Source organism: Rhodoferax sp. BAB1 (assembly GCF_013334205.1).
Taxonomy (GTDB): domain Bacteria; phylum Pseudomonadota; class Gammaproteobacteria; order Burkholderiales; family Burkholderiaceae_C; genus Hylemonella.
Map to the genome: position 1 here is coordinate 3,681,960 of NZ_CP054424.1, position 23,146 is coordinate 3,705,105.

The following is a 23,146-nucleotide window of genomic DNA, read 5'->3' on the forward strand; positions in this document are numbered from 1 at the left end:
GTCGCAGCCATGGCCAAACTCCAGCTCTCGGTCGCCATGGGCGACTACGACCGCACCCGTGCGCTGTACGACGGCCGGGTCCAGATCGACGGCGTCGACCCGGTCTACATGCTGCTCAACCCGGAAGAGATGTTTTTTCGGGCCATGCGCAGCCGCGACTTCGACATCGCCGAACTCTCGTTCTCCAGTTACCTGGTCAAGCACTCGCAGGGGGATTGCCCCTACATCGCGGTGCCGGTGTTCCTGTCGCGTGCCTTTCGCCACACCTCGATCTACGTGCGCAAGGACCGCATCAAGCAGCCGGCCGATCTCAAGGGCCGGCGCGTGGGCCTGCCGGAATACCAGCTCACGGCCAATGTCTGGGCGCGCGCCATCCTGCAGGACGACTACGGCGTGCGGCCCGAGGACATCACCTGGGTGCGCGGTGGCATCGACACGCCGGGACGGCCCGAGAAGATCGCGCTGCAGCTGCCGCCGGGCGTGAAGGTGGAGGCCGCGCCCGAAGGCACGACCATCTCCGAATTGCTGGACCGCGGCGAGATCGACGGTTTCATCGGCCCGCGCCCGCCCAACCGCGCGGCCCTGCGCAATCCCAACATCGGCTGGTTGTTCGACGACCCCACGGCCGAGGCCAAGGACTACTACCGCCGCACCGGGGTGTTTCCCATCATGCATGTGGTGGGCATCCGCAAGGAACTGGCGCAGGCCCATCCCTGGCTGCCTGCGGCCGTGGTCAAGGCCTTCACGGTGTCCAAGGCGCAGGCGCTGGAGCTGCTGTCCGACACCTCGGCCACCAAGGTGACCCTGCCCTTTGTGGAAGAGCAGCTGAAGGCGGCGCGCGAATCGCTGGGCGAGGACTACTGGTCCTACGGCGTGCAGGCGGCACGCAAGACGCTGGAGACCTTTGTGCGGCACCACCACGCGCAGGGCCTGTCCAAGCGGCTCATGGCGGTGGAGGAGCTGTTCCACCCCGCCACCTACGAGACCTATTCGATCTAGTGTGACTACGCGGCCCGTTCCTGGCGGCCGGCACCGCCATACAGGTCCAGGCAGCGCTCGCGCCAGGCGTGGACCACGTCGTCCTCGGCCAGCAGGGCAAAGGGGCTGCTCACGCGCGCCCACATGAAAGCGCCGAAGGCCAGGTAGTCGGCGTAACCGGGCTGCTCGCCGCAAATGTAGGGGCCGTGGCCCAGGGCCAGGCGCAGGGGCTGCAGCGACTTGCGGAAGGCGTCGACGCGTTCCTCGCGGCCGGCCTGCACCTCTTCCAGCGTGGCCTTGTACTGCTTTTCGCGCGAGGCGCGGAAGTAGGCCTGGTCGGCCGGGTCCAGGCTGTCGTGCAGGTCTTTGAGGATCAGGCGCGCGATGCCGGCGTGCAGGGTGGTCTGCGCCCAGTACTGGAAGAACTTGAGCACGTGGCCCTCGGCGCCCGCGGGGATCAGGCGCGGCGTGTCGGGAAAGGTGGCGTCCAAGTATTGCACGATGGCCCAGCTGTCGGTGACGAGCCGGCCCTGGTGCGAGAGGGTGGGGATGGTGAGCTTGTCGCCGCCGGCGTTGATGCCGGGGATGTCGCCGAACAGCACGTCGCGCACCTCGAAGGCCAGGCCCTTGTGCAGCAGGGCCAGACGCGCGCGCCAGCTGTTGGGGCTGAAGTGCGCGCCGCGGGCATTGACCAGATCGTAAAAAAGCATGGGTTCGTCTCCTGGGTTTTTTGGGGTGGTTCAGGCCGCGTCCTGGCGGCGTGGTGCGGGGCGACCGCCCCAGCCATGGCACAGGTGCAGGCGAAAGCGCGAGACCGCGCGCCCGGCGTGTTGCACGGTGAAGCTCTGCGCCGGTTCGCAGCGCTCGAACAGGCCCGGGCCCACGGGCAACTGGTAGGCGAGCTGTGACCAGTCCAGCAGCACGGCGCTTTCGCCCACGGGCAGCGGGCCGGTCCAGAGCGAGAACTGGTCGCTCTCGGGGGCCAGTACGTGCACCGGCAGGGGGCGGGCGTACCAGGCCAGGCGGCTGGCCAGGCTGCGGTGCTGCACGGCCAGGCGCGGGATATGGTGGATGCGTGCCAGTTGCACCGCGTGCAGGCCGGCCTCGTGCCAGCCGTAGAAATCGGCGAAGGGGTTGCTTCTTTCGGGTTCAGGGCTGCCCGGCGCCTCGCTGCTGATCCAGGGCGGGCCGGCCAGCAGCATCAGGGCGTACAGGCCCACGGTGAACAGGGTCTGCAGGCCGCCCAGCAGCCAGATCAGCCTGCGCCGCCCGCTCGCCCACAGGGCGGCCAGGCCCAGGCCGGCAAAGGGCGCCAGCGCCACCCAGGCCGGTGCGGTCCAGTGCGTCAGGCTGGCGCCGCCACCCGACAGGCCGGTGAGCACGGCAAAAGGCAGGGCGAAAAAGGTCAGCAGCCAGGCCTGGCTGTGGTCCAGTTCCAGGCCCCCCAGGACCTTGTGGCGCAGGCCGAAGATGCCCCAGATCAGCAGCGGGTAGAGCAGGGACTGCGCCAGCAGGAAGACCAGCAGCTGGCCGATGTCCCAGGCGCTGCCCATGACGTAGCGCAGCGGATAGGCCAGCGAGGCCCCGTCGTGCCCGGCATGCCAGAGCAGGACCGGCAGCACCAGCGCCAGCGTCAGCAGCAGGGCGATCCAGGGGCCGGCGCGGGTGAGCAGGCGCAGGCCGTGGGCGGCCAGCAGGCAGGCCAGCACCGGCAGGAAGGCGAAGAGGGCGGTGTATCTGGAGAGGCCGGCCAGCCCCAGCAGGGCGCCCAGCAGCAGCCAGTCGGACAGCTGCCGGACATGGGTTTCGTCCAGCAGGCGCAGGGTCTGCCACAGCAAGGCGGCGGTGAACAGCATCAGCAGCGTGTCGGGCAGCAGGCCGATGCCCAGGATGTGCAGCACGGGCGCCAGGCTGAAGGCCAGCACGGCCCACAGGCCGGCGTCGTCGATGCGGCCGACCGCCGGCACCAGCAGGGTGTGCAGGCGGCGTGCCGTGTCGTGGATGAACAGCGCCGTCAGCGCCCACAGCACTTCGGGGACCAGGCGCAGGAAACCTTCGGGCGCATCCAGCGCCACCAGCGGCCACTGGATCCAGCCGACCAGCGGTGGGTGGTCAAGGTAGCTCAGGGCTGGCTGGGTGGCGTACAGCGCATGCAGCGCCTCGTCGCCCGAGAGTTCCAGCACCCAGCCCAGGATGAAATGCAGCAGGCTGTGACCCAGCAGGAGCAGGGCCAGCACGACGGGGGGGCGGGTGGCAATGGGCACGGTGACTGGGGCCGGGTAGGCACCGTGGAGTCTAAACGAGGGGGCCTGCCGCCGGGGGGCGGCTAAACTGCGGCCAACCCTGTTGCCCATGGACCCGAGCCCCGCCGCCATCGACCCCTGCCGCTGCCCGCTGTGCGGCCAGCCCAATGGCTGCGCCAACGAGATCGCGCGCGCCACCGGGCAGGCCCAGCCGCCCTGCTGGTGCACCACCGTGGCCTTTGCCCCGGAGTTGCTGGCGCGAGTGCCGCCCGAGGCGCAGCGCAAGGCCTGCATCTGCGCGGCCTGCGCGGCCTGCGCGGGCGCCGTGCCGCGCTGAGGCGAACTACTTCGCGCCCTCGATGATCCAGCGCATCAGCGTGATGCACTCTTCCTGGCTGAGGCGTTCGTGCGCCGCGATGTGGGCGAAGAGGCTGCCCTCTCGGAGCTTGTCGGTCAGCCGCTGCGGCGCATCGGCCTGGCCCCGGTAGCGGGCGTAGTCGCTGGCCAGCTGGGCCATGCCGGGGGTGTTGCGGCGCGGGGGCTCACCGTGGCAGTTGTAGCAGCCTTTGTCCAGCGCCAGTTGCGAACTGGCCTGGGCCGGCAGCGTGAACAGCAGTGTGAGCGACAGGCAGAGCAGGGGGCGGAATGTCATGCCATCCATGGTGCCACCAAGTCGGCACGCCTGCTAGCATCAGTGTCCCGTCGTCTCCCGGATCCGCCCCCCGCCATGACCCGCACCCAAACAGAACAGCGCCAGGCCCTGCGTTCGACCTGGATCAGCGTCTGGATCAACCTGGTACTGGCCGCCATGCAGGTGGTGATCGGCGTGTTCGCACGTTCCCAGGCCCTGATCGCCGACGGTCTGCATTCGCTCTCCGACCTGGTGGCCGACGGCGTGGTGCTGTTTGCCGCGCGCCATTCGCACGCCGAGGCCGATGCGGAGCACCCCTACGGCCACGCGCGTTTCGAGACGGCCGCCTCGCTGGCCATCGGTCTGATCTTGCTGGCCACGGGCGTGGGCATGGTGTGGACGGCCGGGGTCAAGCTGCATGCGGGCGAGAGCCTGGGGGCCGTGCATCCGCTGGCGCTGCTGGCCGCGCTGCTCACGCTGGTCGCCAAGGAAGGGCTGTTCCGCTACATGCGGCGCATCGGCGAGCGGCTCAAGAGTTCGATGCTGATTGCCAACGCCTGGCACGCGCGCGCCGACGCCGCCTCCTCCCTGGTGGTGGCGGTGGGCATCGCGGCCAACCTGCTGGGCTATCACAGCATGGATGCGGTGGCGGCCGTCATCGTGGGTTTCATGATCGTCAAGGCCGGCTGGGATTTCTCGGTCGACGCCTTCCACAGCCTGACCGACCACGCGCTGGATCCCGAGGAGATCGCGCGCATCCACGGCACGGCGCAGGCGGTCGACGGCGTGCTGGACGTGCACAAGCTGCGCACGCGCCGCATGGGGGACTGGGCCGTGATCGACATGCATGTGGAGGTGGATGCGCACCTCACGGTCTCCGAGGGGCATTACATCGCCGAGCAGATCGCGGCCCAGGTCCAGGCCGCGCACCGCGTGGCCGAGTGCACCGTGCACATCGACCCCGGCACGGTGCGCCACCTGCCACGCGTGCTGGCGCTGCCGCCGCGTACTCTGGTGCAGGCCCGGGCCCGGGAGGTGCTGGGCCATCCGGTGACGCTGCGCCTGCACTACCTGGAAGGCGGGCTGGAGGTGGAGGCCGAACTGGGCGTGCACGTCAGCGCCGCCGAACTGCAGCGCCTGCAGCGCGAACTGCAGGCGGCGCTGGCGGAGCTGGGCCACGTGGCCAGCGTCAGCCTGCGCTGCGTCCCCGCCGGAGGGCATGCGTGAAGCACCCCGCCACCCTGCCCGAGATGCAGGCGCGTTACGGCGAGCGCTACCGCTGGCTGCTGCTGCTGGCGGTGATGGTGGGGACCATGGCGTCCATCATGTCCTCCACCATCATCAACGTGGCCATTCCCGACATGAGCCACCAGTTCGTGCTGGGGCAGGAGCGTGCCCAGTGGGCCACGTCCAGCTTCATGGTGGCGACCACGGTGGCCATGCTGTGCACGCCCTGGCTGCTGGCCAGCTTCGGCTACCGCCGCACCTACGTGGTGGCCATGCTGATGCTGCTGGGCGGCGGCGTGGGCGGCGGCCTGGCAGGGAATTTCGAGGTGGTGCTGGTCGCGCGTGTGGTCGAGGGCCTGGCCGCGGGGGTGGTGCAGCCCATCCCGGCCATCATCATCATGCGCGCCTTCCAGCCGCAGGAGCGCGGCCGCGCCGGCGGCATCTTCGGCATGGGCGTGGTGCTGGCCCCGGCGCTGGGCCCCAGCATCGGCGGCCTGCTGGTCGACTGGTTCGGCTGGCGTTCCATCTTCTTCATGGTCGTGCCCTTCTGCGTGGCGTCGATCTGGCTGGCCTATCGCTACGTGCCGGTCACCGCGCCCGGCGGCGCCGCGGCCGACCGCCAGGGCAACCGGCTGGACTGGGCCGGCCTGCTGTTGGCCACCGTGGGCACGCTGTGCCTGCTCAACGGCATGGTCGAGCTGCACGGCGCAACGTCCGCGCAGGCCTGGGCGCTGCTGGGTGTGGCGCTGGCCTGCACGGTGGGTTTCATCGCCTGGCAGCGGCACCAGGCCAGGCGCGGCGACATGCCGCTCATGCATCCGGACCTGTTTGCCTTCCGCTCCTTCGCCATGGGCAGCCTGGTGGCCTTCATCTACGGCACGGCCCTGTTCGGCTCGACCTACCTGCTGCCGCTCTACATCCAGATGGCGCAGCAGCTCTCGGCATCCCACGTGGGCACCATCATGCTGCCGGCGGGGCTGGTGCTGGCCGTCACCATCCCCCTGGCCGGGCGCCTGTCGGACCACTGGCCGATCCGCGTGCTGATCTGCCTGGGCCTGGCGCTGCTTTCCGCATCGTTCGCGCTGATGGTGACGATCAGCCTGCACGCTACACTGTGGCTGCTGGTGGCCTGGGTGGTGCTGGGCCGCATCGGCCTGGGGTTCATCCTGCCTTCGCTGAACAACGGCGCCATGGCGGGCCTGGAGCCGCGGCTGATCTCGCAGGCTTCCAGCGCCATCAATTTCCTGCGCATGCTGGGCGGTGCAGTGGGCGTGAGCCTGTGCGGCATCGTGCTGGAGTGGCGTATCGCCGCGCATGGCGACAACCTGAGCCGCCCCGACAGCAGCGTGGCGCGGCTGGCCGCCTTCGACGAGACCTTCGTTTTGCTGGCGGGGGTTTGCGCGCTGGCCATGCTGGCGGCCTGGCAGATGCGCGTGTCTGCGCGACTGGAGAAATAGGACCATGTGCCAGCTGCTGGGCATGAACTGCAATGTGCCGACCGACGTGATGTTCAGCTTCGCGGGTTTTGCCGAGCGCGGCGGGCGCACCGACCACCACGGCGACGGCTGGGGCATCGCCTTCTTCGAGGACAAGGGCCTGCGCCATTTCGTCGACCACCAGTCGGCCGCCGAGTCGCCCGTGGCCGAGCTGATCCGCCATTACCCGATCAAGAGCCGCAACGTCATCTCGCACATCCGCAAGGCCACGCAGGGCGAGGTGACGCTGGAGAACTGCCACCCCTTCGTGCGCGAGCTCTGGGGCCGTTACTGGGTGTTTGCGCACAACGGTGACCTCAAGGACTACGCGCCGCGCCTGCATGGCAGCTTCCGGCCGGTGGGGCATACCGACAGCGAACGCGCCTTCTGCTGGCTGCTGCAGGAACTGGCCAAGTCGCACGCCAGCGTGCCTTCCATCGCCGAGCTGACGCTGACCCTGCGCGAACTGGTGCCGCAGATCGCACGCCACGGCACTTTCAATTTCCTGCTGAGCAATGGCGAGGCGCTGTGGGCGCATGCCTCGACGAAGCTCTTCCATGTGGTGCGTCAGCACCCTTTCGGCAGCGCCACCCTGCGCGACGAGGACCTGAGCGTGAATTTCGCCGAGCACGCCGCGCCGGGTGACCGCGTGGCGGTGGTGGTGACGGCGCCGCTGACCAGCGACGAGTTGTGGACGGCGTTTGCGCCGGGTGAACTCAGGGTGTTTGTGGACGGCCTGCCGCTGCCCGGCTGATACCGCTTTACGCCTTGAGCGGGGCTGGGCCACAATGGGTGCCGAGGATCTTCCACCCCCCCCCGCGGACCTGGATGCAGGCTCGCAGACCGAGGAGTCGATGATGAACAGCATAACCGTGCGTCTGCCCCTGGCCTTTGCCCTGGCCCTGACCCTCCTGCTGGCCGCGGCGCTGGCCGGTCTGTACCAGATGCGGCAGGCGCTGGGGGTGTATGAAACGGTCGTGCAGCTGGGCAATGACCAGGAGCGCGCCGCCTCCGCCATGCTGGTCGACTTCAAGACCCAGGTCCAGGAATGGAAAAACACGCTGCTGCGCGGCCGTGACCCCAAGCAGCTGGAGCGTTACTGGGGCAGTTTCACCAAGTCCGAGCAGGCCGTGGCGGACCAGGGGCGCAAGCTGCTGGCCACCTTGCCACCCGGGGAAAGCAAGACCATGGTCGAGAACTTTCTCCAGGAGCATGCCAAGATGGGACAGGGTTACCGCAAGGGCCTGGAGGCCTTCAAGGCCGCCGATTTCGACGCCAGCGTCGGCGACAAGGCGGTCAGCGGCATGGACCGGGCGCCGGCCAAGCTGCTCGACGATGTCAGCACCGAACTGGCGACTCATGCGCGTGAGGTCGGGCAGCAGGCCAGTATGGAAGGGCGCCAGGCCCTGGTGGTGTCGCTGGTGCTGATGCTGGTGGTGTTCGTGCTGGGTGTCGTCGCCGCTTATCGCTTCAGCCGCACCATCACCCAGCCGATCCAGCAGTCCCTGGCGCTGGCCCAGGCCGTCGCGACCGGGGACCTGACTTCCACGCAGCAGGCCCGCGGAAGCGACGAGCTGGCCCGGCTGCTGCAGGCCTTGATGGGCATGCAGCAGTCCCTGGCCCAGGTGGTGGCCCGGGTGCGCCAGGGCTCCGAGAGCGTGGCCACCGCCAGTGCCGAGATTGCCCAGGGCAACCAGGACCTGAGCTCGCGTACCGAGTCGCAGGCCAGTGCGCTGGAAGAGACCGCCGCCAGCATGGAAGAACTTTCCTCGACCGTGCGCCAGAACGCCGACAACGCCAGACAGGGCAACCAGCTGGCCCAGAGCGCCAGCACGGTGGCCGTGCAGGGCGGCGAGGTGGTGGCCCAGGTGGTGGACACCATGAAGGGCATCAACGATAGCGCGCGCAAGATCCACGACATCATCAGCGTGATCGACGGCATCGCCTTCCAGACCAACATCCTGGCTTTGAACGCCGCGGTGGAAGCGGCCAGGGCGGGCGAGCAGGGCCGCGGTTTTGCCGTGGTGGCCAGCGAGGTGCGCTCGCTGGCCGGTCGCAGCGCCGAGGCCGCCAAGGAGATCAAGAACCTGATCACCGACAGCGTGCAGCGTGTCGAGCAGGGCAGTGCCCAGGTCGACCAGGCCGGGACCACCATGAACGAGGTGGTGGCGGCCATCCGGCGCGTGACCGAGATCATGGGCGAGATCAGCGGGGCCAGCAGCGAGCAAAGCCAGGGCGTGGCGCAGATCGGCGAGGCCGTGACCCAGATGGACCAGGCCACGCAGCAGAACGCGGCCCTGGTCGAGCAGATGGCGGCGGCCGCGGCCAGCCTGAAGATGCAGGCGCAGGAGCTGGTGCAGACGGTGGCCGTGTTCCGGCTGGCCGCCGGCCCGGTGGGCTGAGGCGGGCGCTCAGCGCACCGTCAGCGCCACTTCCAGCGTGTCGAGGAACATGGCCGCGACGTCGAAGCCGGCCTGGTCGGTGATTTCCTGGAAGCAGGTGGGGCTGGTGACGTTGATCTCGGTGAGGCAGTCGCCGATCACGTCCAGGCCGATCAGCAGCAGGCCGCGCGCGGCCAGCACCGGGCCGATGGCCTCGGCGATCTCGCGGTCACGTGCGCTCAGGGGCTGGGCCACTCCCTTGCCGCCGGCCGCCAGGTTGCCGCGCACTTCACTGCCTTGCGGGATGCGTGCCAGGCTGTAGGGCACGGGCTTGCCGCCGATGACCAGGATGCGCTTGTCGCCCTGCGTGATGGCGGGCAGGAATTTCTGCACCATCAGGGTCTGCGCGCCGTGGCGGTTCAGCGTCTCGATGATGCTGCCCAGGTTCAGGCCGTCGTCGCGCACCCGGAAGATGCCCGCGCCGCCCATGCCGTCCAGCGGCTTGAGGATGATGTCGCGGTGCTGGGCGTGGAAGTCGCGCACGGCCTGCGCTTCGCGCGTGACCAGGGTGGGCGTGGTGAATTGCGGGAATTCGAGGATGGCGAGCTTTTCCGGGTGGTCGCGCAGCGCGCGTGGTTTGTTGAAGACGCGCGCACCTTCGCGTTCGGCCTGCTCCAGCAGGTGGGTGGCATAGAAGTACTCGCTGTCGAAGGGCGGGTCCTTGCGCATGACGATGGCGTCGAAGTCGCGCAGCGCGACCAGGCGCTGGGCCGGCGCCAGCGGCGATTCGTGGAACCAGTGCTCCTCGTGGCCGGTCAGCCGGATGCGGCGCACATGCGCCTGCACACCGGTGGCGGCCTGCCAGCCCAGCTGCTGCGGCTCGCAGGCTGCCACGGTGTGGCCGCGGCGCTGTGCCTCGCGCATCATGGCAAAGGTGCTGTCCTTGTAGGTCTTGAACGATTCCAGCGGGTCGGCGATGAAAAGCAGGTCCATGGCGGGTGGTCGCAAGCTGAGGTGGGCGTTGGGGGCCCGCGCGGGTGGGGCGGGGTCCTGACGGGCTTCAGTCAAGGCTGGAGCCTGGGGCTGGAAGTCTCTCACGAAACCGGCAGGCTCAGGAAAAGAGGCCCAAGCAAGGCCTGGACCAGCGGCCCGGCGCGATTACAATGCCCCAGACCCCAAAGAGCAAGATTCGTGCCTTTATGAAATTTCCCATCCTCCGGCTCCTGCTGTGTGCCGCTTGTGCACTGAGCGCGGGCCTGGCCGGGGCCGAAAAGGCCGACAGCAAGAAGCCGATGAACATTGAGGCCGACGCCCTGCGCTATGACGACCTCAGGCAGACCAGCGTCTTCAGCGGCAATGTGGTGCTGACGCGGGGTTCCATCATCATCAAGGGCGCCCGTATCGAGGTGCGCCAGGATCCGCAGGGTTACCAGTTTGGCGTGGTGACGGCCGAGGCCGGCCAGCGCGCCACCTTCCGCCAGAAGCGCGACGGCGATGACGAATACATCGAAGGCGAGAGCGAGACCATCGAATACGACGGCCGTGCCGACGTCTTCAAGCTGATCAGGAACGCGGAGCTGCGTCGCCTGCGCGGCAGCCAGGTGGCCGACCTGGTGACCGGCAACATCATCCAGTACAACAGCCTGACGGATGTCTTCACCGTGGACGGCGGACAGCAAAAGGGCAGCGGGCGCGTACGCGCCACGCTGACGCCGCGCAGCGAGGCGCCGCAGCCGGCCGCATCGCGCCCGGGCGTGCCGCTGCGCAACGACGATTCCCTCGGAGGGCGCAAGTGAGCGACAGCCAGCAGATGGCCGGCACGATCCCGCCCGATACCCAGCCCGACACGGCCACCGCCCCCGACACCCTGCCCGGCGGCGACCCGAGCCGGCTCGAAGCCCGCCACCTGAAGAAGTTCTACGGCAGCCGCGAGGTCGTCAAGGACGTCTCGCTGACGGTGCGCAAGGGCGAGGTGGTCGGACTGCTGGGCCCCAATGGCGCGGGCAAGACCACTTCGTTCTACATGATCGTGGGCCTGGTGCGTGCCAGCGCCGGCGAGATCCTGATCGACGACCAGCCGGTGGAGCACATGCCCATCCACCAGCGCGCCCGCATGGGCCTGAGCTACCTGCCGCAGGAGGCATCGATCTTCCGCAAGCTCAACGTCGAGGACAACGTGCGTGCCGTGCTGGAGCTGCAGCGCGACGCGGACGGCAAGCCCTTGCGCAAGGACGAGATCGAGCTGCGCCTCACGGCCCTGCTGCAGGACCTGCGCGTGGAGAAGTTGCGCCTGTCGCCCGCGCTGGCGCTCTCGGGCGGCGAGCGCCGTCGTGTGGAGATTGCCCGCGCCCTGGCCACGCAACCGCGTTTCATCCTGCTCGACGAACCTTTCGCCGGCATCGACCCGATCGCCGTGATCGAGATCCAGCGCATCATCAGCTTCCTGAAGGCGCGCGGCATCGGCGTGCTGATCACCGACCACAATGTGCGCGAGACGCTGGGCATCTGCGATCACGCCTACATCATCAGCGAAGGCCGCGTGCTGGCCCAGGGTACGCCGGGCGACATCGTCAACAACGCCGACGTGCGCCGGGTCTACCTGGGCGAGCACTTCAAGATGTGAGAGGGCTTGCCCTGCACATCGGACTGACAACATGAAACAGGGACTGTCGCTGCGGGTCTCCCAGCATCTGGCGCTCACGCCCCAGCTGCAGCAGTCCATCCGTCTCCTGCAGCTCTCCACGCTGGAGCTCAACCAGGAGGTCGAGCAACTGCTCGACGAGAACCCCTTCCTGGAGCGCGCCGACGACAGCGTTGAGCGTGAGGCCCATGGCCTGGAGCGTGCCGATACCCCGGTGGCGCAGGACGAGGGCGACTACGACTACAGCAGCAGCGCTTCGTCCAGCGAGGCGCCGGACGAAAGCGTCGCGGTGAGCAGCCTGGAGAGCGAGGGCAGCTGGGAGGGCGATGGCAGCGTGGACATGTCGCCCGACGACAGCGAGTGGGGCGGTGACGCGCCGGCGCGCAACGGCGCGCGCGAGGACGATGAGGCCGATGCCACCGAGCTGGCGCGCAGCCAGGAATCGCTGCAGGACTTCCTCAAGCGCCAGGCCCTGTCCCTGCGCCTGGGGGCCGAAGACCGTGCCGCCCTGCAGTTCCTGATCGAGTCCCTCAACGAGGACGGTTACCTGGAGGACACGCTCGAATCGCTGGCCCAGGGCCTGGCCGGCGAGGAAGGCGAGCATCTGGAGGCCCTGCTCGCCCACTTCGAGCTCGCGCTGCGTCTGCTGCAAAGCCTGGAGCCCACCGGCGTGGGTGCGCGCAACATGGCCGAGTGCCTGCGCCTGCAGTTGCTGGCCCTGCAGGCCGAGGCCATGCGCGGCGCGCAGAACCTGCCGGAACCGGCCGTGGTGGCCCAGGCCCTGCGCATGGTCGAGCAGCCGCCGGAACTGCTGGCGCGGCGCGATCTCCGCAAACTCGCCCAGCTCTGTGGCGGCAGCGAAGCCCTGACGCGTGAGGCCCTGGGCCTGGTGGCGCGGCTGGAGCCCAAGCCCGGGCGGCGTTTCGTCAATGTCGAGCGCAACGTCATCGTGCCCGACGTGCTGGTCGTGCGCAGCGGCAGCGGCGCGCAGACCCGCTTTCGCGTGCAGCTCAACCCGGACATCATGCCGCGGCTGCGCGTGCACGATATCTATGCCAATGCGCTCAAGGGCCACAAGGCCGGCGGCCGCAGCGCCGACAACCACGCCGCGCTGCAGCAGCGCCTGCAGGAGGCGCGCTGGTTCATCAAGAACATCCAGCAGCGCTTCGACACCATCCTGCGTGTCTCCAGCGCCATCGTCGAGCGACAGAAGAACTTCTTCATGCACGGCGAGCTGGCCATGCGCCCGCTGGTGCTGCGCGAGATCGCCGACGAGCTCGGCCTGCACGAGTCCACCATCAGCCGCGTGACCACGGCCAAGTACATGGCCACGCCCTTCGGCACCTACGAGCTCAAGTACTTCTTCGGCTCGGGCCTGGGCACCGAGTCCGGCGGCAATGCCTCCAGCACGGCGGTGCGCGCGCTGATCAAGCAGTTCGTCAGCGCCGAGAGTGTCAAGAAACCCCTGTCCGACAGCCAGCTCTCCGAGATGCTCAAGGAGCAGGGTATCGAGTGCGCGCGACGCACGGTCGCCAAATACCGCGAGGCGCTCAAGATCGCGCCCGCGAATTTACGGAAAGCCTTGTGAACCAGCTTCAATTGTTCCTGCCCTGCGCCGCCGGCGTCGAGGACTATCTGGCCCCCGAGATCCTGCGGATCACGGACCTGCCGCCGGGCTGCATCACCAAACAACGTGGCGGGGTGGCGGTGCGCACCTCGTTTGCGCAGGCCATGCTGCTCAATCTCTACAGCCGCCTGGCGCAGCGTGTGCTGGTGCTGGTGTCCTACACCGAGTACCGCAGCGAGCAGGACCTGTACCGCGCCGCCATGGCAGTGCCCTGGGAGCAGTGGTTCACACCGAAGGAAAGCATCAAGGTCGAGATCACGGCCCAGCACAGCCCGCTGACCTCGCTGAACTTCGCGGCGCTGAAGGTGAAGGATGCGGTCTGTGACCGTTTTCGCGAAACCTCGGGCGGCGTGCGCCCCGATGTGGACACCCAGTGGCCCGATGTGCGCATCTACGCCCACCTGACCACCGACAGCTGCTCACTCTACATCGACACCTCGGGCGAACCGCTGTTCAAGCGCGGCTGGCGCGAGGACAAGGGTGATGCGCCCCTGAAGGAAACCCTGGCCGCCGCCATGATCGCCGCCAGCGGCTGGGCCGAGGGCGACGCCGACGGTGACCTGACGCCGCTGTACGACCCCTGCTGCGGCAGCGGCACCATCGCCATCGAGGCGGCGCAGATTGCCTGCAACATCGCGGCCGGTTCCCTGCGTCGTTTTGCCTTCGAGAAATACCGCCCCTTCCGCGCCCCCGAATGGGCCGAGATGAAGAGCGAGGCCGCGCAGGCGGTGGTCAAGCCCGAGCCGGGCCAGGCCGCGCTGATCTACGGCAGCGACGTGTCGCACCGCATGGTGGACTTTGCCCAGCGCAATGCCCAGCGGGCCGGCGTGGCTGACGTGATCGAGTTCCGTGGCGGTGACGCCCTGCAGCGCATGCCGCCCTGCGCCACGCCGGGTGTGATGCTGGTCAACCCGCCCTATGGCGAACGCATCGAGGCCGGCGGCTTTGCGGGCGCCGCGCGCTTTGGCGCGCGTGAGCTGCCCGAGACGGAACAGGCCGGCGACGACAACGAATTCTTCAGCAAGCTGGCCAGCCACTGGAAGAAGAACTACAGCGGCTGGACCGCCTGGGTGCTCACGCCCGACCTCAAATTGCCCAGCAAGATGCGCCTGAAGGAATCGCGCCGTGTGCCCATGTGGAACGGCCCGCTGGAGTGCCGGCTCTTCAAGTTCGAGATGATCAGGGGCTCGGCACGCGAGAAACCGGGCCAGCCATGATCGTGCTGGACACCAACATCGTGCTGGATCTGCTGGTCTTCGATGACCCGGCCACGCCGCCACTGAAAGAGGCGCTCGACAGCCGCCAGCTGCAATGGATCGCCACGCCCGCCATGCGCGAGGAACTGGTCCGCGTGCTGGCCTATCCGCACATCGCCGCGCGCCTGGCCTACTACCAGCTCGGCGTCGACGCGGTGCTGGCCGCTTTCGACCGGCAGGTGCAGATCGTCGAGACGGCCCCGCGGGTGTCTTGCGTCTGCAAGGACCCGGACGACCAGAAGTTCATCGACCTGGCCGTGGCGCACCGCGCGCTGCTGCTGAGCAAGGACCACGCCGTGTTGCGCCTCAAGCGACGACTGTTGCCGCTGGGGGTGAGCACCGCCCCGGCCCTGGCCGCCGCGACCCACTGATCACCACCCTCGGGAACGACCATGACGACATCCGACAACCCCCAACCCGGCGAGCTGTTGCAGCCCGAAGATTTCGACGAGCTCGACGCCATCCTCGACGATCTGCGCGAACGCGACGAGGAAATCCCGCAGTGGGAATTCTGCGAAGGCTTTCTGGCCGCCCTGGTCTGCTGCCGCCGGCCCATCCCTGCGGCGGAATACCTGCCGGTGCTGCTGGGCATGGACGATGCCGGGGCCGTCGCGCCCTTTGCCGATGCCGCCCAGCGCGAGCGCTTTCTCGCGCTCTGGACCCGGCGCTGGCAGGAGGTGCAAACGGCACTCGATGCCGAGGTCGAGAACCTGGAGGACGAAGCGGCCTACCAGCCCGAGGTCATGGACGTGCGTGGTGCGATCGCAGCCTTGTCGCCGGCGGAACGTGCGGAGCTCGGTGACGAGGTGCCGGCCTTCGCCCAGGTCTGGGCCCTGGGATTCATGTTCGCCGTGGAGAACTGGCCCGAGGAGTGGGCGCCCCCGCGCGACAAGGAAGCGGCCGAGTGGCTGGATGCCTCGCTGCAGGCCATGGTGGCCATGACCGAAGACGACACGGCCCCGCCCGAGATTTCACCCTTCGGCGACGACACGCCGCCTTCGGTCAGCGTGGAGCGGCTCAACGCCTTCGGTGACGCGATCTGGGCCGTCTACGACCTGCGCGAGATCTGGCGCAGCATCGGCCCGCGGGTGGAAACCGTGCGCAAGGAAACGACGCCCGGCCGCAACGACCTCTGTTATTGCGGCAGCGGGAAGAAGTACAAGAAGTGCCACGGCGCGACCTGAGAACTTGTGAATAAATCTACTGCGCGGCCCGATCGCCGCGTTGGGCGGTGCGCGCCATCCTCACGTACAGCAAGTACGTTCCGGTGGCTGTGCTCCGTCCGCCTTGCGCGCGGGCCGCTCGCTACGATTTCTTCACAAGTTCTACGCTGCCGGCTCTATACAAAGAAGTTCTTCAGTGCGGCGGCCGTTTCCTGCGGCAGTTCCTCGGGGATGAAATGCCCGGCCGTCAGCAGCTGGCCGCTGACGGTGGCGCAGCATTGCGCCTGCCAGAGCTCCAATGGCTTGAAGAGCCGGTTCACCACGCCGCGCTCGCCCCAGATCACCAGCGTGTCGCAGGCGATCTTCTGACCGTGCGCGCGGCTGGTCCGGTCGTGTTCCAGGTCGATGCCGGCGCTGGCGCGGTAGTCCTCGCAGGCACCGTGGATGGCCTCGGGTCTGCAGAAGCAGCGTTCGTACTCGGCCAGGGCCAACGGTTCGATGTAGTCCAGTCCCTGGGATCCCCAGCCGCCTAGCTTGGCGTGCAGGTAGGTCCTGGCGTCGGCCCCGATCATGCGTTCGGGCAGGGGCCAGGGCTGGATCAGGTGGAACCAGTGGTAATAGGCGCGTGCGAAGGCCATGTCGGTGGCGGCGTACATGTCCAGCGTGGGCGCGATGTCGATCACGCAGAGTTTCTCCACCTTCTCGGCGTGGTCCAGCGCCAGACGATGCGCGACGCGGCCGCCGCGGTCGTGGCCGCAGAGGAAGAAGGTGGGACAGCCCAACTGGTCCATCACGTCCACCAGGTCCTGGGCCATGGTGCGCTTGCTGTAGTTGCCGTGGTCGGGCAGGCCGGCGGGTTGGGCCGAGTCGCCGTAACCACGCAGGTCGGGCAGCACGATCCAGTAGTCCTGCTGCAGCTGCTGCACCACGCGGTGCCAGAGTGCATGGGTCTGCGGGAAGCCGTGCACCAGCAACAGCGCGGGCTTGCTGCCACGCGCAGTGACGGGCACACGCGCATGGATCTGTACGCCGTTGACGTCGAAGCGACGGGGCTCGAAACCATCAAACCAGTTCATGGCAGGAGTTCGTTGAGGCGCTGCAGCGCGTGCGTGACGGTGGCGGCACGCACGGCCGCGCGGTCACCGGGGAAATTCATCTTTTCCGTCAGCACCTGCCCCGGCAGCGCAAAGCCGAACCAGACCAGGCCCACGGGTTTGTCGGGGGTGCCGCCGGTGGGGCCGGCCACGCCGGTGACGGCCACGGCCACCTGGGCCCGGGAACGCGCCAATGCGCCGGCGGCCATGGCACGTGCCACTTCCTCGCTGACGGCACCGTGTTGTTTGAGCAGCGCAGTCTCCACACCCAGCAGTTCGTTCTTGGCCGTGTTGGAGTAGCTGACGAAGCCGCGTTCGAACCAGTTGCTCGAACCGCTGAGGTCGGTGCAGGCACCGGCGATCAGGCCGCCGGTGCAACTCTCGGCTGTGACCAGCATCCACTGGCGCTGCTGCAGCTGCGCGGCGAGGCGTTCGATCAGGGGGAGGGTGTCCGCGCTCACAGCGTTCTCCACAGCGCGATCAGCAGCAGGGTGCAGAAGGCGGCGACCAGGTCGTCCAGCATGATGCCCCAGCCGGCCTTGGCCCAGCCGTGGCGCGCGTGGCTGGGGTCCATGTCGTGGTACAGGCGGTCGGCCCAGCCCACCGGGCCGGGCTTGGCGGCATCGAAATAGCGGAACAGCACAAAGGCCAGCAGCTGCTCGGGCCAGCCGGCGGGCATGATGAGCCACAGCACCAGCCAGAAGGCGAGGATCTCGTCCCAGACGATGCAGCCCGGGTCGCCCGCGTGCAGGTGGCGCGCGGTGACGCTGCAGGCCCACCAGCCCAGCGGCAGCGCGAGCAGCAGCAGCAGGCCCCAGCGCGCCTCGTTCATCCAGGGCTGCAGCGCGAGAAAGGCGACCCAGGCCCAGAGGGTGCCCACGGTGCCGGCGGCCTTGGGGCTGAGCCCCGAACCGAAACCCAGGGCGATGGCGTGGGCCGGATGCGCCAGCAGGAAACGGCCGGTGGGCCGGGTCATGGGCGGACGCAGGGGGCTGGGGGCGTTCATGCGGCGATTATGGTGGAGCGCCGGGTGCGGCGGCCAGGTCACGCAGCCACTCGGCCCAGTAGTCGATGCAGGCGCGGATCTTGGGCAGGCGGTGCCGCTCCTGCAGCATCACGGCGTAGATGGGTACGGGCATGGCGCTGAAGTGGCCCTGCAGCACGGGCACGAGTTCGCCGCGCTCCACCATGGGCCGCGCCAGCAGGTCCATGAGGCGGGCGATGCCCGCGCCCTGCAGGGCCAGGGCCACGATGACCGAGGAGTTGTCGGTGCGCGTGTGGCCCTGCACCAGCAGCTCCTGGCCCTTGCCACCCTGGGCCAGGGGCCAGCGGTTGAGCAGGGGGCTGGCACTGTTGCCGATCAGGCGGTGCTGCGCCAGCTCGTCCGGGTGTTGCGGTGTGCCGTGGGCGGCCAGGTAGGCGGGCGCTGCGTAGAGCGAGCGCCCGGAGTGGCCGATCTCGCGTGCCACCAGGGTTTCGCTGCTGGGGGAGCCCGAGCGGATGGCGATGTCGATGCCGTCGCGTGCCATGTCGGCCAGGCGGTCGTCGGCATTGATGTCCAGCTGCAGCTGCGGGTAACGCCGGTACAGGCCGCTCAGGCCGGGCGCGATCACGACCTGGGCCACCAGGGGGCTGGCGCTGATGCGCACCCAGCCGCCAGGGCCGGCCAGCTTGCCACTGAGTTCGCTGGCCAGTTCATCGCGGGTGTCGAGCAGGCGGCGCGCATGGGCGAGGAAGGTGTCGCCCTCGTCGGTCAGGCTTAGGCCGTGGGTCGTGCGGTGCAGCAGGCGCACACCGCAGTCGGCTTCGAGCCGCGCCAGCGCACGCGTGACCTGGCTGACCGGCACATTGCGCTCGCGCGCCACGGCCGAGAGGGTGCCCAGCTCGGTGATGCGGGCGAACAGGGCGACATCGTCCAACTGCAATTGCATGACAAACAGTATGGCCTGGTTTTGCATTAACTGCAAAACCATCTTCGATTTTTTGCCGTTTCCGTCCCCTGCTTCAGCCAATAAAGTGCAAGCCATGCCGACTTTCATTCCGGCATCAAGGAGCAGAGCATGAGCACCGAGTCCCAGCACAGCATGCAGCGTCTTTACAGCGCCGCCGACTGGAACGCCCTGCACGAGCAGGCCCTGCGCCAGGCCCAGGCCCTGCGGCGCGAGGCCTGGGCCGATTTCTGGCGCGGCACCGACAGTGTCTGTTCGGCCGGTCTGGCCACGGCGCAGCGCAGCGCCCGGCGTCTCGCCCACAGCCTGGGTCGGCACGCGCAGCTGCGCGGCGGCCCCGTTCAGGCGAAGTGATCGTAGGACGTGTAGCGGCCGTCGAGTTGACGGCCCTGCGCGTCCACCACCCGCAGACCGGGTTCGGCCTCGAGCCGGCCGATGCGCGTGAGCGGTACGCCTGCTGCGCGGCCCGCCGCTTGTACCGCCGCCTGCTGCGCAACAGGCGCGCTGAGCAGCAATTCGTAATCATCCCCCCCGCCCAGCACCAGGGCCAGACGCGCCGCCTCGTCCAGTGAGGCGGCGTGCGCGGCCAGCAGTGTGCCCAGCACGGCGGCGTCGAGCCGTGCGCCGCAACCCGAGGCCTGCAGCAGATGGCCCAGATCGCCGGCCAGGCCGTCGCTCAAATCCATGGCGGCCGTGGCGATGCCGCGCAGAGACTGGCCCAGGCTCACACGCGGCGTCGGGCGTTCCAGGCGCTGGCGGGCCGCCTGCAGCACTTCGGCGGGCAAGCTGCGTTTTCCTTGCAAGGCTTCGAGCGCGAGGCGTGCATCGCCCAGCGTGCCGCTGACCCAGAGTTCGTCGCCGGGCCGTCCGCCCGAACGCAGCAGGGCCTGTCCGCTGGGCACTTCACCGAAAACCGTGATGCAGATGTTGAGCGGGCCGCGTGTGGTATCGCCGCCCATCAGGGTGCAGCCGTGCGCATCGGCCAGCGCAAACAGGCCGCGCGCAAAACCTTCCAGCCAGGCTTCGTCGGCGCGCGGCAGCGACAGGGCCAGCGTGAAGGCCAGCGGGCGGGCGCCGCAGGCGGCCAGGTCGCTGAGGTTCACCGCCAGGGCCTTGTGGCCCAGGGCCTCGGGATCGACATCGGGAAAGAAGTGGCGGCCCTCGACCAGCATGTCGCTGGAGATGGCCAGCTGTGTGCCCGGCGTGGCCTGCAGCAGGGCGCAGTCATCGCCTATGCCCAGGGCCACGGCGGGGTTGGCGCCGCCGGGGCGCTGGAAGTAGCGCCGGATCAGCTCGAACTCACCCATGGCGTAGCGGCTCCACGACGGGCGTTTCGCGCGGCGGCCAGAAGAAGCTCAGCGGCGTCTGGCGCGCGCGGGTCCGGATGGCCCGGTACAGGCGCGCGCGGTCCAGGCCCGTGACGTTGTGCGCGCGCAGGGCCAGGCGGAAGGCGAAAAAGAAACTCACTGCGACGTTGAGCACGCCCACCAGCAGGATGGAGAGCACGCACCACCAGAACAGCGGTAGTTTCAGCACGTCCGGCCCCAGGGTGACGGCGGCCGCGCTCAGCTGGCCGGCGGAGAGCGTGACATGGCGCACGTCCAGCCCCAGGCCGAAGAAGGCCGCGAAGGCCGGCACCAGGCCCAGCATGAAGCCCAGCGAGATGTTGGCCGCCAGGCCCGAGATGTTGTGGCGCAGCCAGCTGGCCCAGCGGTCGGCGCGCGCCACACCGAGCACGGCGGTGACGCGCGGGTGGTAGCGCAGGGCCGAGTCCAGACGCTGCAGCACGAACCAGTTTTCGGTCCAGCCCGCGACGATGCTGGAGGCGAACAGCAGCAGACCGGTGAAGGCGGCGAAGAAGAGCGTGGGGCCGAACAGCGTCAGCGAGTGCAGCACATGGCCGGCCTTTTCCACGCTGAGCGGCGCATGGCCTATGGTCAGCCAGTACGCGCCGCACAGAAGCAGCACACCGGGCACGACCAGGGCCAGGTTGCCGATCACGGCGGCCACCTGGGAGCGCACGAGGTGGCTGACCTCGTCGACGAAGTCCTCGACCGCACCGGGTGCCTGCAGGTCCTTGAGCTTGGCCGCCATGGCCGGCGCGGTCATGGCGGGCTGCTTGGTGGCCACCGTCCAGTGCAGCAGCTGCACGAGCACGAAGCACAGCGCGTAATTCACGCCGGCAGCGAAGCCGCCCCAGAAGGCCGACAGGCCCAGGCCCAGCAACGCGAACTTCATGAGCGTGGTGACCGAGATCAGGGCGCCGCCGCCCGCGGCCTTGCGCAGCATGTCGGCGTACTCGGCCCGGTTGCGCGTGATGTAGTGTTCGCCGGTCTCGGCGCTGCGCTCAGTCACCTTGGCTGCCAGCAGGGAGGAGTTGCTCGCGATCAGCGCACGCAGGCTGCGGTTGTTGTGGCCGGCCAGGGTGAGCTGGGCCAGCAGCTTGCCGGTGCCCACGGCGCCGGGGGCCAGCAGGGTGTCGAGCAGCAGGCGGCAGCGCAGCACGCGCTCGCGCAGCTGGCGCAGGCGGAACACCACGTCGACCGAGATGCCGTGCTCGTCCAGGTGGGCATAGACGCTGGCGGCGGCCTGGCGGCAGGCGTCGAGCCGGTCCTTGAAGGCCTGCACAGCCTGCTCCAGGGCGGCCGCGTCGAGCGGGCGCTGCTGCAGGGCGCGGCGCAGGGTTTCGAAGTCGACCAGCAGCTCGCGGTAGGCCTGCAGCTGCTGCGCGCTGTTGTCCATGCGCAGGCGCAGCTCGGGGGCGTAGCCGATGGCGCAGATCTGGCTCACGCAGCAGGCGATGGATTCCTCCAGGGCAGCGCGCCAGGGCCGCGCGCCCGTGAGGGACAGGCCCAGGACGGCGGCCAGGCGTTGTTCGGTCTCTTCATCCAGGCGGCCCAGCCAGGCAGCGTCGAAGTCGTGCGGGAAGAGCAGGGTGTGGAGCTCGGAGGCGTCGCGTGTCTGCGGCGTGGCCGGCAGCACGTGCTGCAGCAGGCGGTTGATGAATTCGCTCAGGAAGACCGGGCGCTGGGCCAAGCCGTGGTCGGCCAGCAGGGTGGTGCCGTCCACGCCGTCCAGCAGGGCCAGCCACCAGGCCTGGGCACGGCTGCGCAGCTCGGCGCTGGTCTCCAGCCGCTCGATCAGCAGCTGCAGGCGTTCCAGGGTGGTACTGACCGAGCTGCGGTCGCCGCGCATCCAGTCCAGCAGGCGGACCAGCCAGAGGTGGCGTTCGACCAGCGTGGCCTCGGGGTCCAGTGCGTCCAGCAGGGTGTCGAGATCGCGCGGTAACGCCATGAACAGGCCCTAGTGGAGGGTGCGCGTGCCGTCGCCGGCGCTCAGGGCGTCCAGCACGAACATGGGGATGTCCACGTCGAAGCGTTCACCGTCCTCGGCCACGAAGAAGTAGCTGCCGTGCATGGTGCCGGTGGCCGTGCGCAGCCGGGTGCCGCTGGTGTATTCGAAGGTCGCACCCGGCTGCAGCAGGGGCTGCTGGCCGATCACACCCAGGCCGCGCACCTTCTCGGTGTGGCCATTCGCGTCGTTCACGTTCCAGCTGCGCGAGATCAGTTGCGCGGGGATGTCGCCGGTGTTGGTGAGGGTGACGGTGTAGGCGAAGACATACAAGCCCTGTGCCGGGGCCGACTGCTCGGGCATATGGCGGGGCTGGACTTCGACAAGAATCTGGTACTTTGCCATATATGGATATAGTCGAGGAAATGGTGCTCGGAACTGGCGCCGTGCGCGCCAGTTCCGAGCACCATCCCCTGCATCGTACCTGTGAAAATACCGCCCATGTCCCAAACCTTCCGCATTGCCCCTTCCATCCTCTCGGCCGATTTCGCCCGCCTGGGCGAAGAGGTTCGCAATGTGATCGCCGCTGGCGCCGACTGGATCCACTTCGACGTGATGGACAACCATTACGTGCCCAACCTGACCTTCGGCCCCATGGTGTGCCAGGCCCTCAAGCCGCACGCGAAGACCCCCGCTGGCCAGGCCGTGCCGATCGACGTGCACCTGATGGTGCAGCCGGTGGACGCGCTGGCCGAGGCCTTTGCCGCCGCCGGTGCCGATCTGATCAGCTTCCACCCCGACGCTTCGGGCCACGTGCACCGCAGCGTACAGGCCATCAAGGGCAAGGGCTGCCAGGCCGGCCTGGTGTTCAACCCGGCGCAGCCGCTGGACGTGCTGGACTGGGTGATCGAGGACATCGACCTCATCCTCATCATGAGCGTCAACCCGGGTTTCGGCGGCCAGAGTTTCATCGACTCCGCCCTGCGCAAGGTCGAGGCCGCGCGCAAGCGCATCCAGGCTTGCGGCAAGGACATCCGGCTGGAAGTCGACGGCGGCATCAAGGCCGACAACATCCGCCGCGTGGCCGATGCCGGGGCCGATACCTTCGTAGCCGGCAGCGCCATCTTCGGCAAGCCGGACTACCGCGCCGTGATCCAGGCCATGCGCCAGGCGCTGGCCTGAGCAACAGG

At 68.7% G+C, this 23,146-nt stretch carries 25 protein-coding genes; 14 read left to right on the forward strand and 11 right to left on the reverse strand.

The genetic code is table 11. From position 1 onward, the window contains the following. The first annotated feature begins 9 nt into the window (after positions 1-9). A complete protein-coding gene (locus HTY51_RS17805; RefSeq protein WP_174253987.1) occupies positions 10-999 on the forward strand; it encodes a PhnD/SsuA/transferrin family substrate-binding protein in 990 nt (329 codons plus the stop codon). 5 nt (positions 1,000-1,004) lie between these two features. Here the strand turns inward: HTY51_RS17805 and HTY51_RS17810 are convergent, their stop codons facing one another. Both HTY51_RS17810 and HTY51_RS17815 read right to left on the reverse strand, forming a co-directional pair. Next, a complete protein-coding gene (locus HTY51_RS17810; RefSeq protein ID WP_174253988.1) occupies positions 1,005-1,688 on the reverse strand; it encodes a glutathione S-transferase family protein in 684 nt (227 codons plus the stop codon). A gap of 30 nt (positions 1,689-1,718) precedes the next feature. Then, on the reverse strand, positions 1,719-3,242 hold the full coding sequence (locus tag HTY51_RS17815; RefSeq protein WP_174253989.1) for a glycosyltransferase family 39 protein: 1,524 nt from the start codon (positions 3,240-3,242) through the stop codon (positions 1,719-1,721). Positions 3,243-3,330: 88 nt separating this feature from the next. On the opposite strand from HTY51_RS17815, the gene HTY51_RS17820 reads away from it, so the two are divergent. Further along, on the forward strand, positions 3,331-3,558 hold the full coding sequence (locus HTY51_RS17820; RefSeq protein ID WP_174253990.1) for a cysteine-rich CWC family protein: 228 nt from the start codon (positions 3,331-3,333) through the stop codon (positions 3,556-3,558). A gap of 6 nt (positions 3,559-3,564) precedes the next feature. Here HTY51_RS17820 and HTY51_RS17825 read toward each other — a convergent pair whose 3' ends face one another. Further along, positions 3,565-3,873: a hypothetical protein gene (locus tag HTY51_RS17825; RefSeq protein ID WP_174253991.1), complete on the reverse strand. Its 309-nt coding sequence runs from the start codon at positions 3,871-3,873 to the stop codon at positions 3,565-3,567. Between the two features lie 75 nt (positions 3,874-3,948). Between HTY51_RS17825 and HTY51_RS17830 the strand changes: the two genes are divergently transcribed. From HTY51_RS17830 to HTY51_RS17845, 4 genes are all read left to right on the forward strand, one after another. After that, positions 3,949-5,079, forward strand: coding sequence for a cation diffusion facilitator family transporter (locus HTY51_RS17830; protein WP_174253992.1), 1,131 nt, complete (start codon positions 3,949-3,951; stop codon positions 5,077-5,079). 23 nt (positions 5,080-5,102) lie between these two features. Further along, entirely contained in the window at positions 5,103-6,536 is a 1,434-nt protein-coding gene (locus HTY51_RS17835; RefSeq protein WP_174254334.1) for a DHA2 family efflux MFS transporter permease subunit, read from the forward strand. 4 nt (positions 6,537-6,540) lie between these two features. After that, on the forward strand, positions 6,541-7,308 hold the full coding sequence (locus tag HTY51_RS17840; protein WP_174253993.1) for a class II glutamine amidotransferase: 768 nt from the start codon (positions 6,541-6,543) through the stop codon (positions 7,306-7,308). A gap of 103 nt (positions 7,309-7,411) precedes the next feature. Beyond that, a complete protein-coding gene (locus tag HTY51_RS17845) occupies positions 7,412-8,956 on the forward strand; it encodes a methyl-accepting chemotaxis protein (RefSeq protein ID WP_174253994.1) in 1,545 nt (514 codons plus the stop codon). A gap of 9 nt (positions 8,957-8,965) precedes the next feature. On the opposite strand, the gene gshB is transcribed toward HTY51_RS17845, so the two are convergent. Beyond that, positions 8,966-9,928 (reverse strand): glutathione synthase, encoded by a 963-nt coding sequence (gene gshB, locus HTY51_RS17850; protein WP_174253995.1) that lies wholly within the window; start codon positions 9,926-9,928, stop codon positions 8,966-8,968. 206 nt (positions 9,929-10,134) lie between these two features. Here gshB and lptA point away from each other — a divergent pair, with 206 nt between their 5' ends. Genes lptA through HTY51_RS17880 form a run of 6 tightly spaced genes read left to right on the forward strand, consistent with a single transcriptional unit; the run spans position 10,135 to position 15,643 of the window. After that, positions 10,135-10,731 carry a lipopolysaccharide transport periplasmic protein LptA gene (gene lptA, locus HTY51_RS17855; RefSeq protein WP_174253996.1) on the forward strand — a complete coding sequence of 199 codons (597 nt, stop codon included), beginning with the start codon at positions 10,135-10,137 and terminating at the stop codon, positions 10,729-10,731. A gap of 14 nt (positions 10,732-10,745) precedes the next feature. Then, positions 10,746-11,558, forward strand: a complete 813-nt coding sequence (lptB, locus tag HTY51_RS17860) for an LPS export ABC transporter ATP-binding protein (RefSeq protein WP_371733877.1) — start codon at positions 10,746-10,748, stop codon at positions 11,556-11,558. 31 nt (positions 11,559-11,589) lie between these two features. Continuing rightward, positions 11,590-13,164 carry an RNA polymerase factor sigma-54 gene (gene rpoN, locus HTY51_RS17865; protein ID WP_174253997.1) on the forward strand — a complete coding sequence of 525 codons (1,575 nt, stop codon included), beginning with the start codon at positions 11,590-11,592 and terminating at the stop codon, positions 13,162-13,164. Beyond that, a complete protein-coding gene (locus HTY51_RS17870) occupies positions 13,161-14,420 on the forward strand; it encodes a class I SAM-dependent RNA methyltransferase (RefSeq protein WP_174253998.1) in 1,260 nt (419 codons plus the stop codon). The genes rpoN and HTY51_RS17870 overlap by 4 nt, the downstream gene beginning before the upstream one ends. Next, entirely contained in the window at positions 14,417-14,830 is a 414-nt protein-coding gene (locus HTY51_RS17875) for a putative toxin-antitoxin system toxin component, PIN family (RefSeq protein ID WP_174253999.1), read from the forward strand. The genes HTY51_RS17870 and HTY51_RS17875 overlap by 4 nt, the downstream gene beginning before the upstream one ends. A gap of 21 nt (positions 14,831-14,851) precedes the next feature. Next, positions 14,852-15,643 (forward strand): YecA family protein, encoded by a 792-nt coding sequence (locus HTY51_RS17880; protein WP_174254000.1) that lies wholly within the window; start codon positions 14,852-14,854, stop codon positions 15,641-15,643. A 155-nt stretch (positions 15,644-15,798) separates the two neighbouring features. Here HTY51_RS17880 and HTY51_RS17885 read toward each other — a convergent pair whose 3' ends face one another. Genes HTY51_RS17885 through HTY51_RS17900 form a run of 4 tightly spaced genes read right to left on the reverse strand, consistent with a single transcriptional unit; the run spans position 15,799 to position 18,647 of the window. Further along, on the reverse strand, positions 15,799-16,698 hold the full coding sequence (locus HTY51_RS17885) for an alpha/beta fold hydrolase (protein ID WP_174254001.1): 900 nt from the start codon (positions 16,696-16,698) through the stop codon (positions 15,799-15,801). Next, positions 16,695-17,114, reverse strand: coding sequence for a CinA family protein (locus tag HTY51_RS17890; RefSeq protein ID WP_174254336.1), 420 nt, complete (start codon positions 17,112-17,114; stop codon positions 16,695-16,697). Before HTY51_RS17890 ends, HTY51_RS17885 begins: the two co-directional genes overlap by 4 nt. A gap of 59 nt (positions 17,115-17,173) precedes the next feature. Next, positions 17,174-17,722 (reverse strand): phosphatidylglycerophosphatase A, encoded by a 549-nt coding sequence (locus HTY51_RS17895; RefSeq protein WP_174254002.1) that lies wholly within the window; start codon positions 17,720-17,722, stop codon positions 17,174-17,176. A gap of 7 nt (positions 17,723-17,729) precedes the next feature. Then, the gene (locus HTY51_RS17900) at positions 17,730-18,647 is read right to left on the reverse strand and encodes a LysR family transcriptional regulator (RefSeq protein WP_254606928.1); all 918 of its coding nucleotides are present in this window, start codon (positions 18,645-18,647) and stop codon (positions 17,730-17,732) included. Between the two features lie 129 nt (positions 18,648-18,776). On the opposite strand from HTY51_RS17900, the gene HTY51_RS17905 reads away from it, so the two are divergent. After that, positions 18,777-19,019: a hypothetical protein gene (locus HTY51_RS17905; RefSeq protein ID WP_174254003.1), complete on the forward strand. Its 243-nt coding sequence runs from the start codon at positions 18,777-18,779 to the stop codon at positions 19,017-19,019. Here HTY51_RS17905 and thiL read toward each other — a convergent pair. Genes thiL through apaG form a run of 3 tightly spaced genes read right to left on the reverse strand, consistent with a single transcriptional unit; the run spans position 19,007 to position 22,361 of the window. Beyond that, positions 19,007-19,972: a thiamine-phosphate kinase gene (thiL, locus tag HTY51_RS17910; RefSeq protein ID WP_174254004.1), complete on the reverse strand. Its 966-nt coding sequence runs from the start codon at positions 19,970-19,972 to the stop codon at positions 19,007-19,009. The genes HTY51_RS17905 and thiL overlap by 13 nt on opposite strands. After that, complete coding sequence (locus HTY51_RS17915) at positions 19,965-21,959, reverse strand: site-specific recombinase (protein ID WP_174254005.1); 1,995 nt, start codon at positions 21,957-21,959, stop codon at positions 19,965-19,967. Before HTY51_RS17915 ends, thiL begins: the two co-directional genes overlap by 8 nt. 9 nt (positions 21,960-21,968) lie before the next feature. Next, the gene (gene apaG / locus HTY51_RS17920) at positions 21,969-22,361 is read right to left on the reverse strand and encodes a Co2+/Mg2+ efflux protein ApaG (protein ID WP_174254006.1); all 393 of its coding nucleotides are present in this window, start codon (positions 22,359-22,361) and stop codon (positions 21,969-21,971) included. Between the two features lie 96 nt (positions 22,362-22,457). Between apaG and rpe the strand changes: the two genes are divergently transcribed. Continuing rightward, positions 22,458-23,138, forward strand: a complete 681-nt coding sequence (gene rpe, locus HTY51_RS17925) for a ribulose-phosphate 3-epimerase (protein ID WP_174254007.1) — start codon at positions 22,458-22,460, stop codon at positions 23,136-23,138. Positions 23,139-23,146 lie beyond the last annotated feature (8 nt).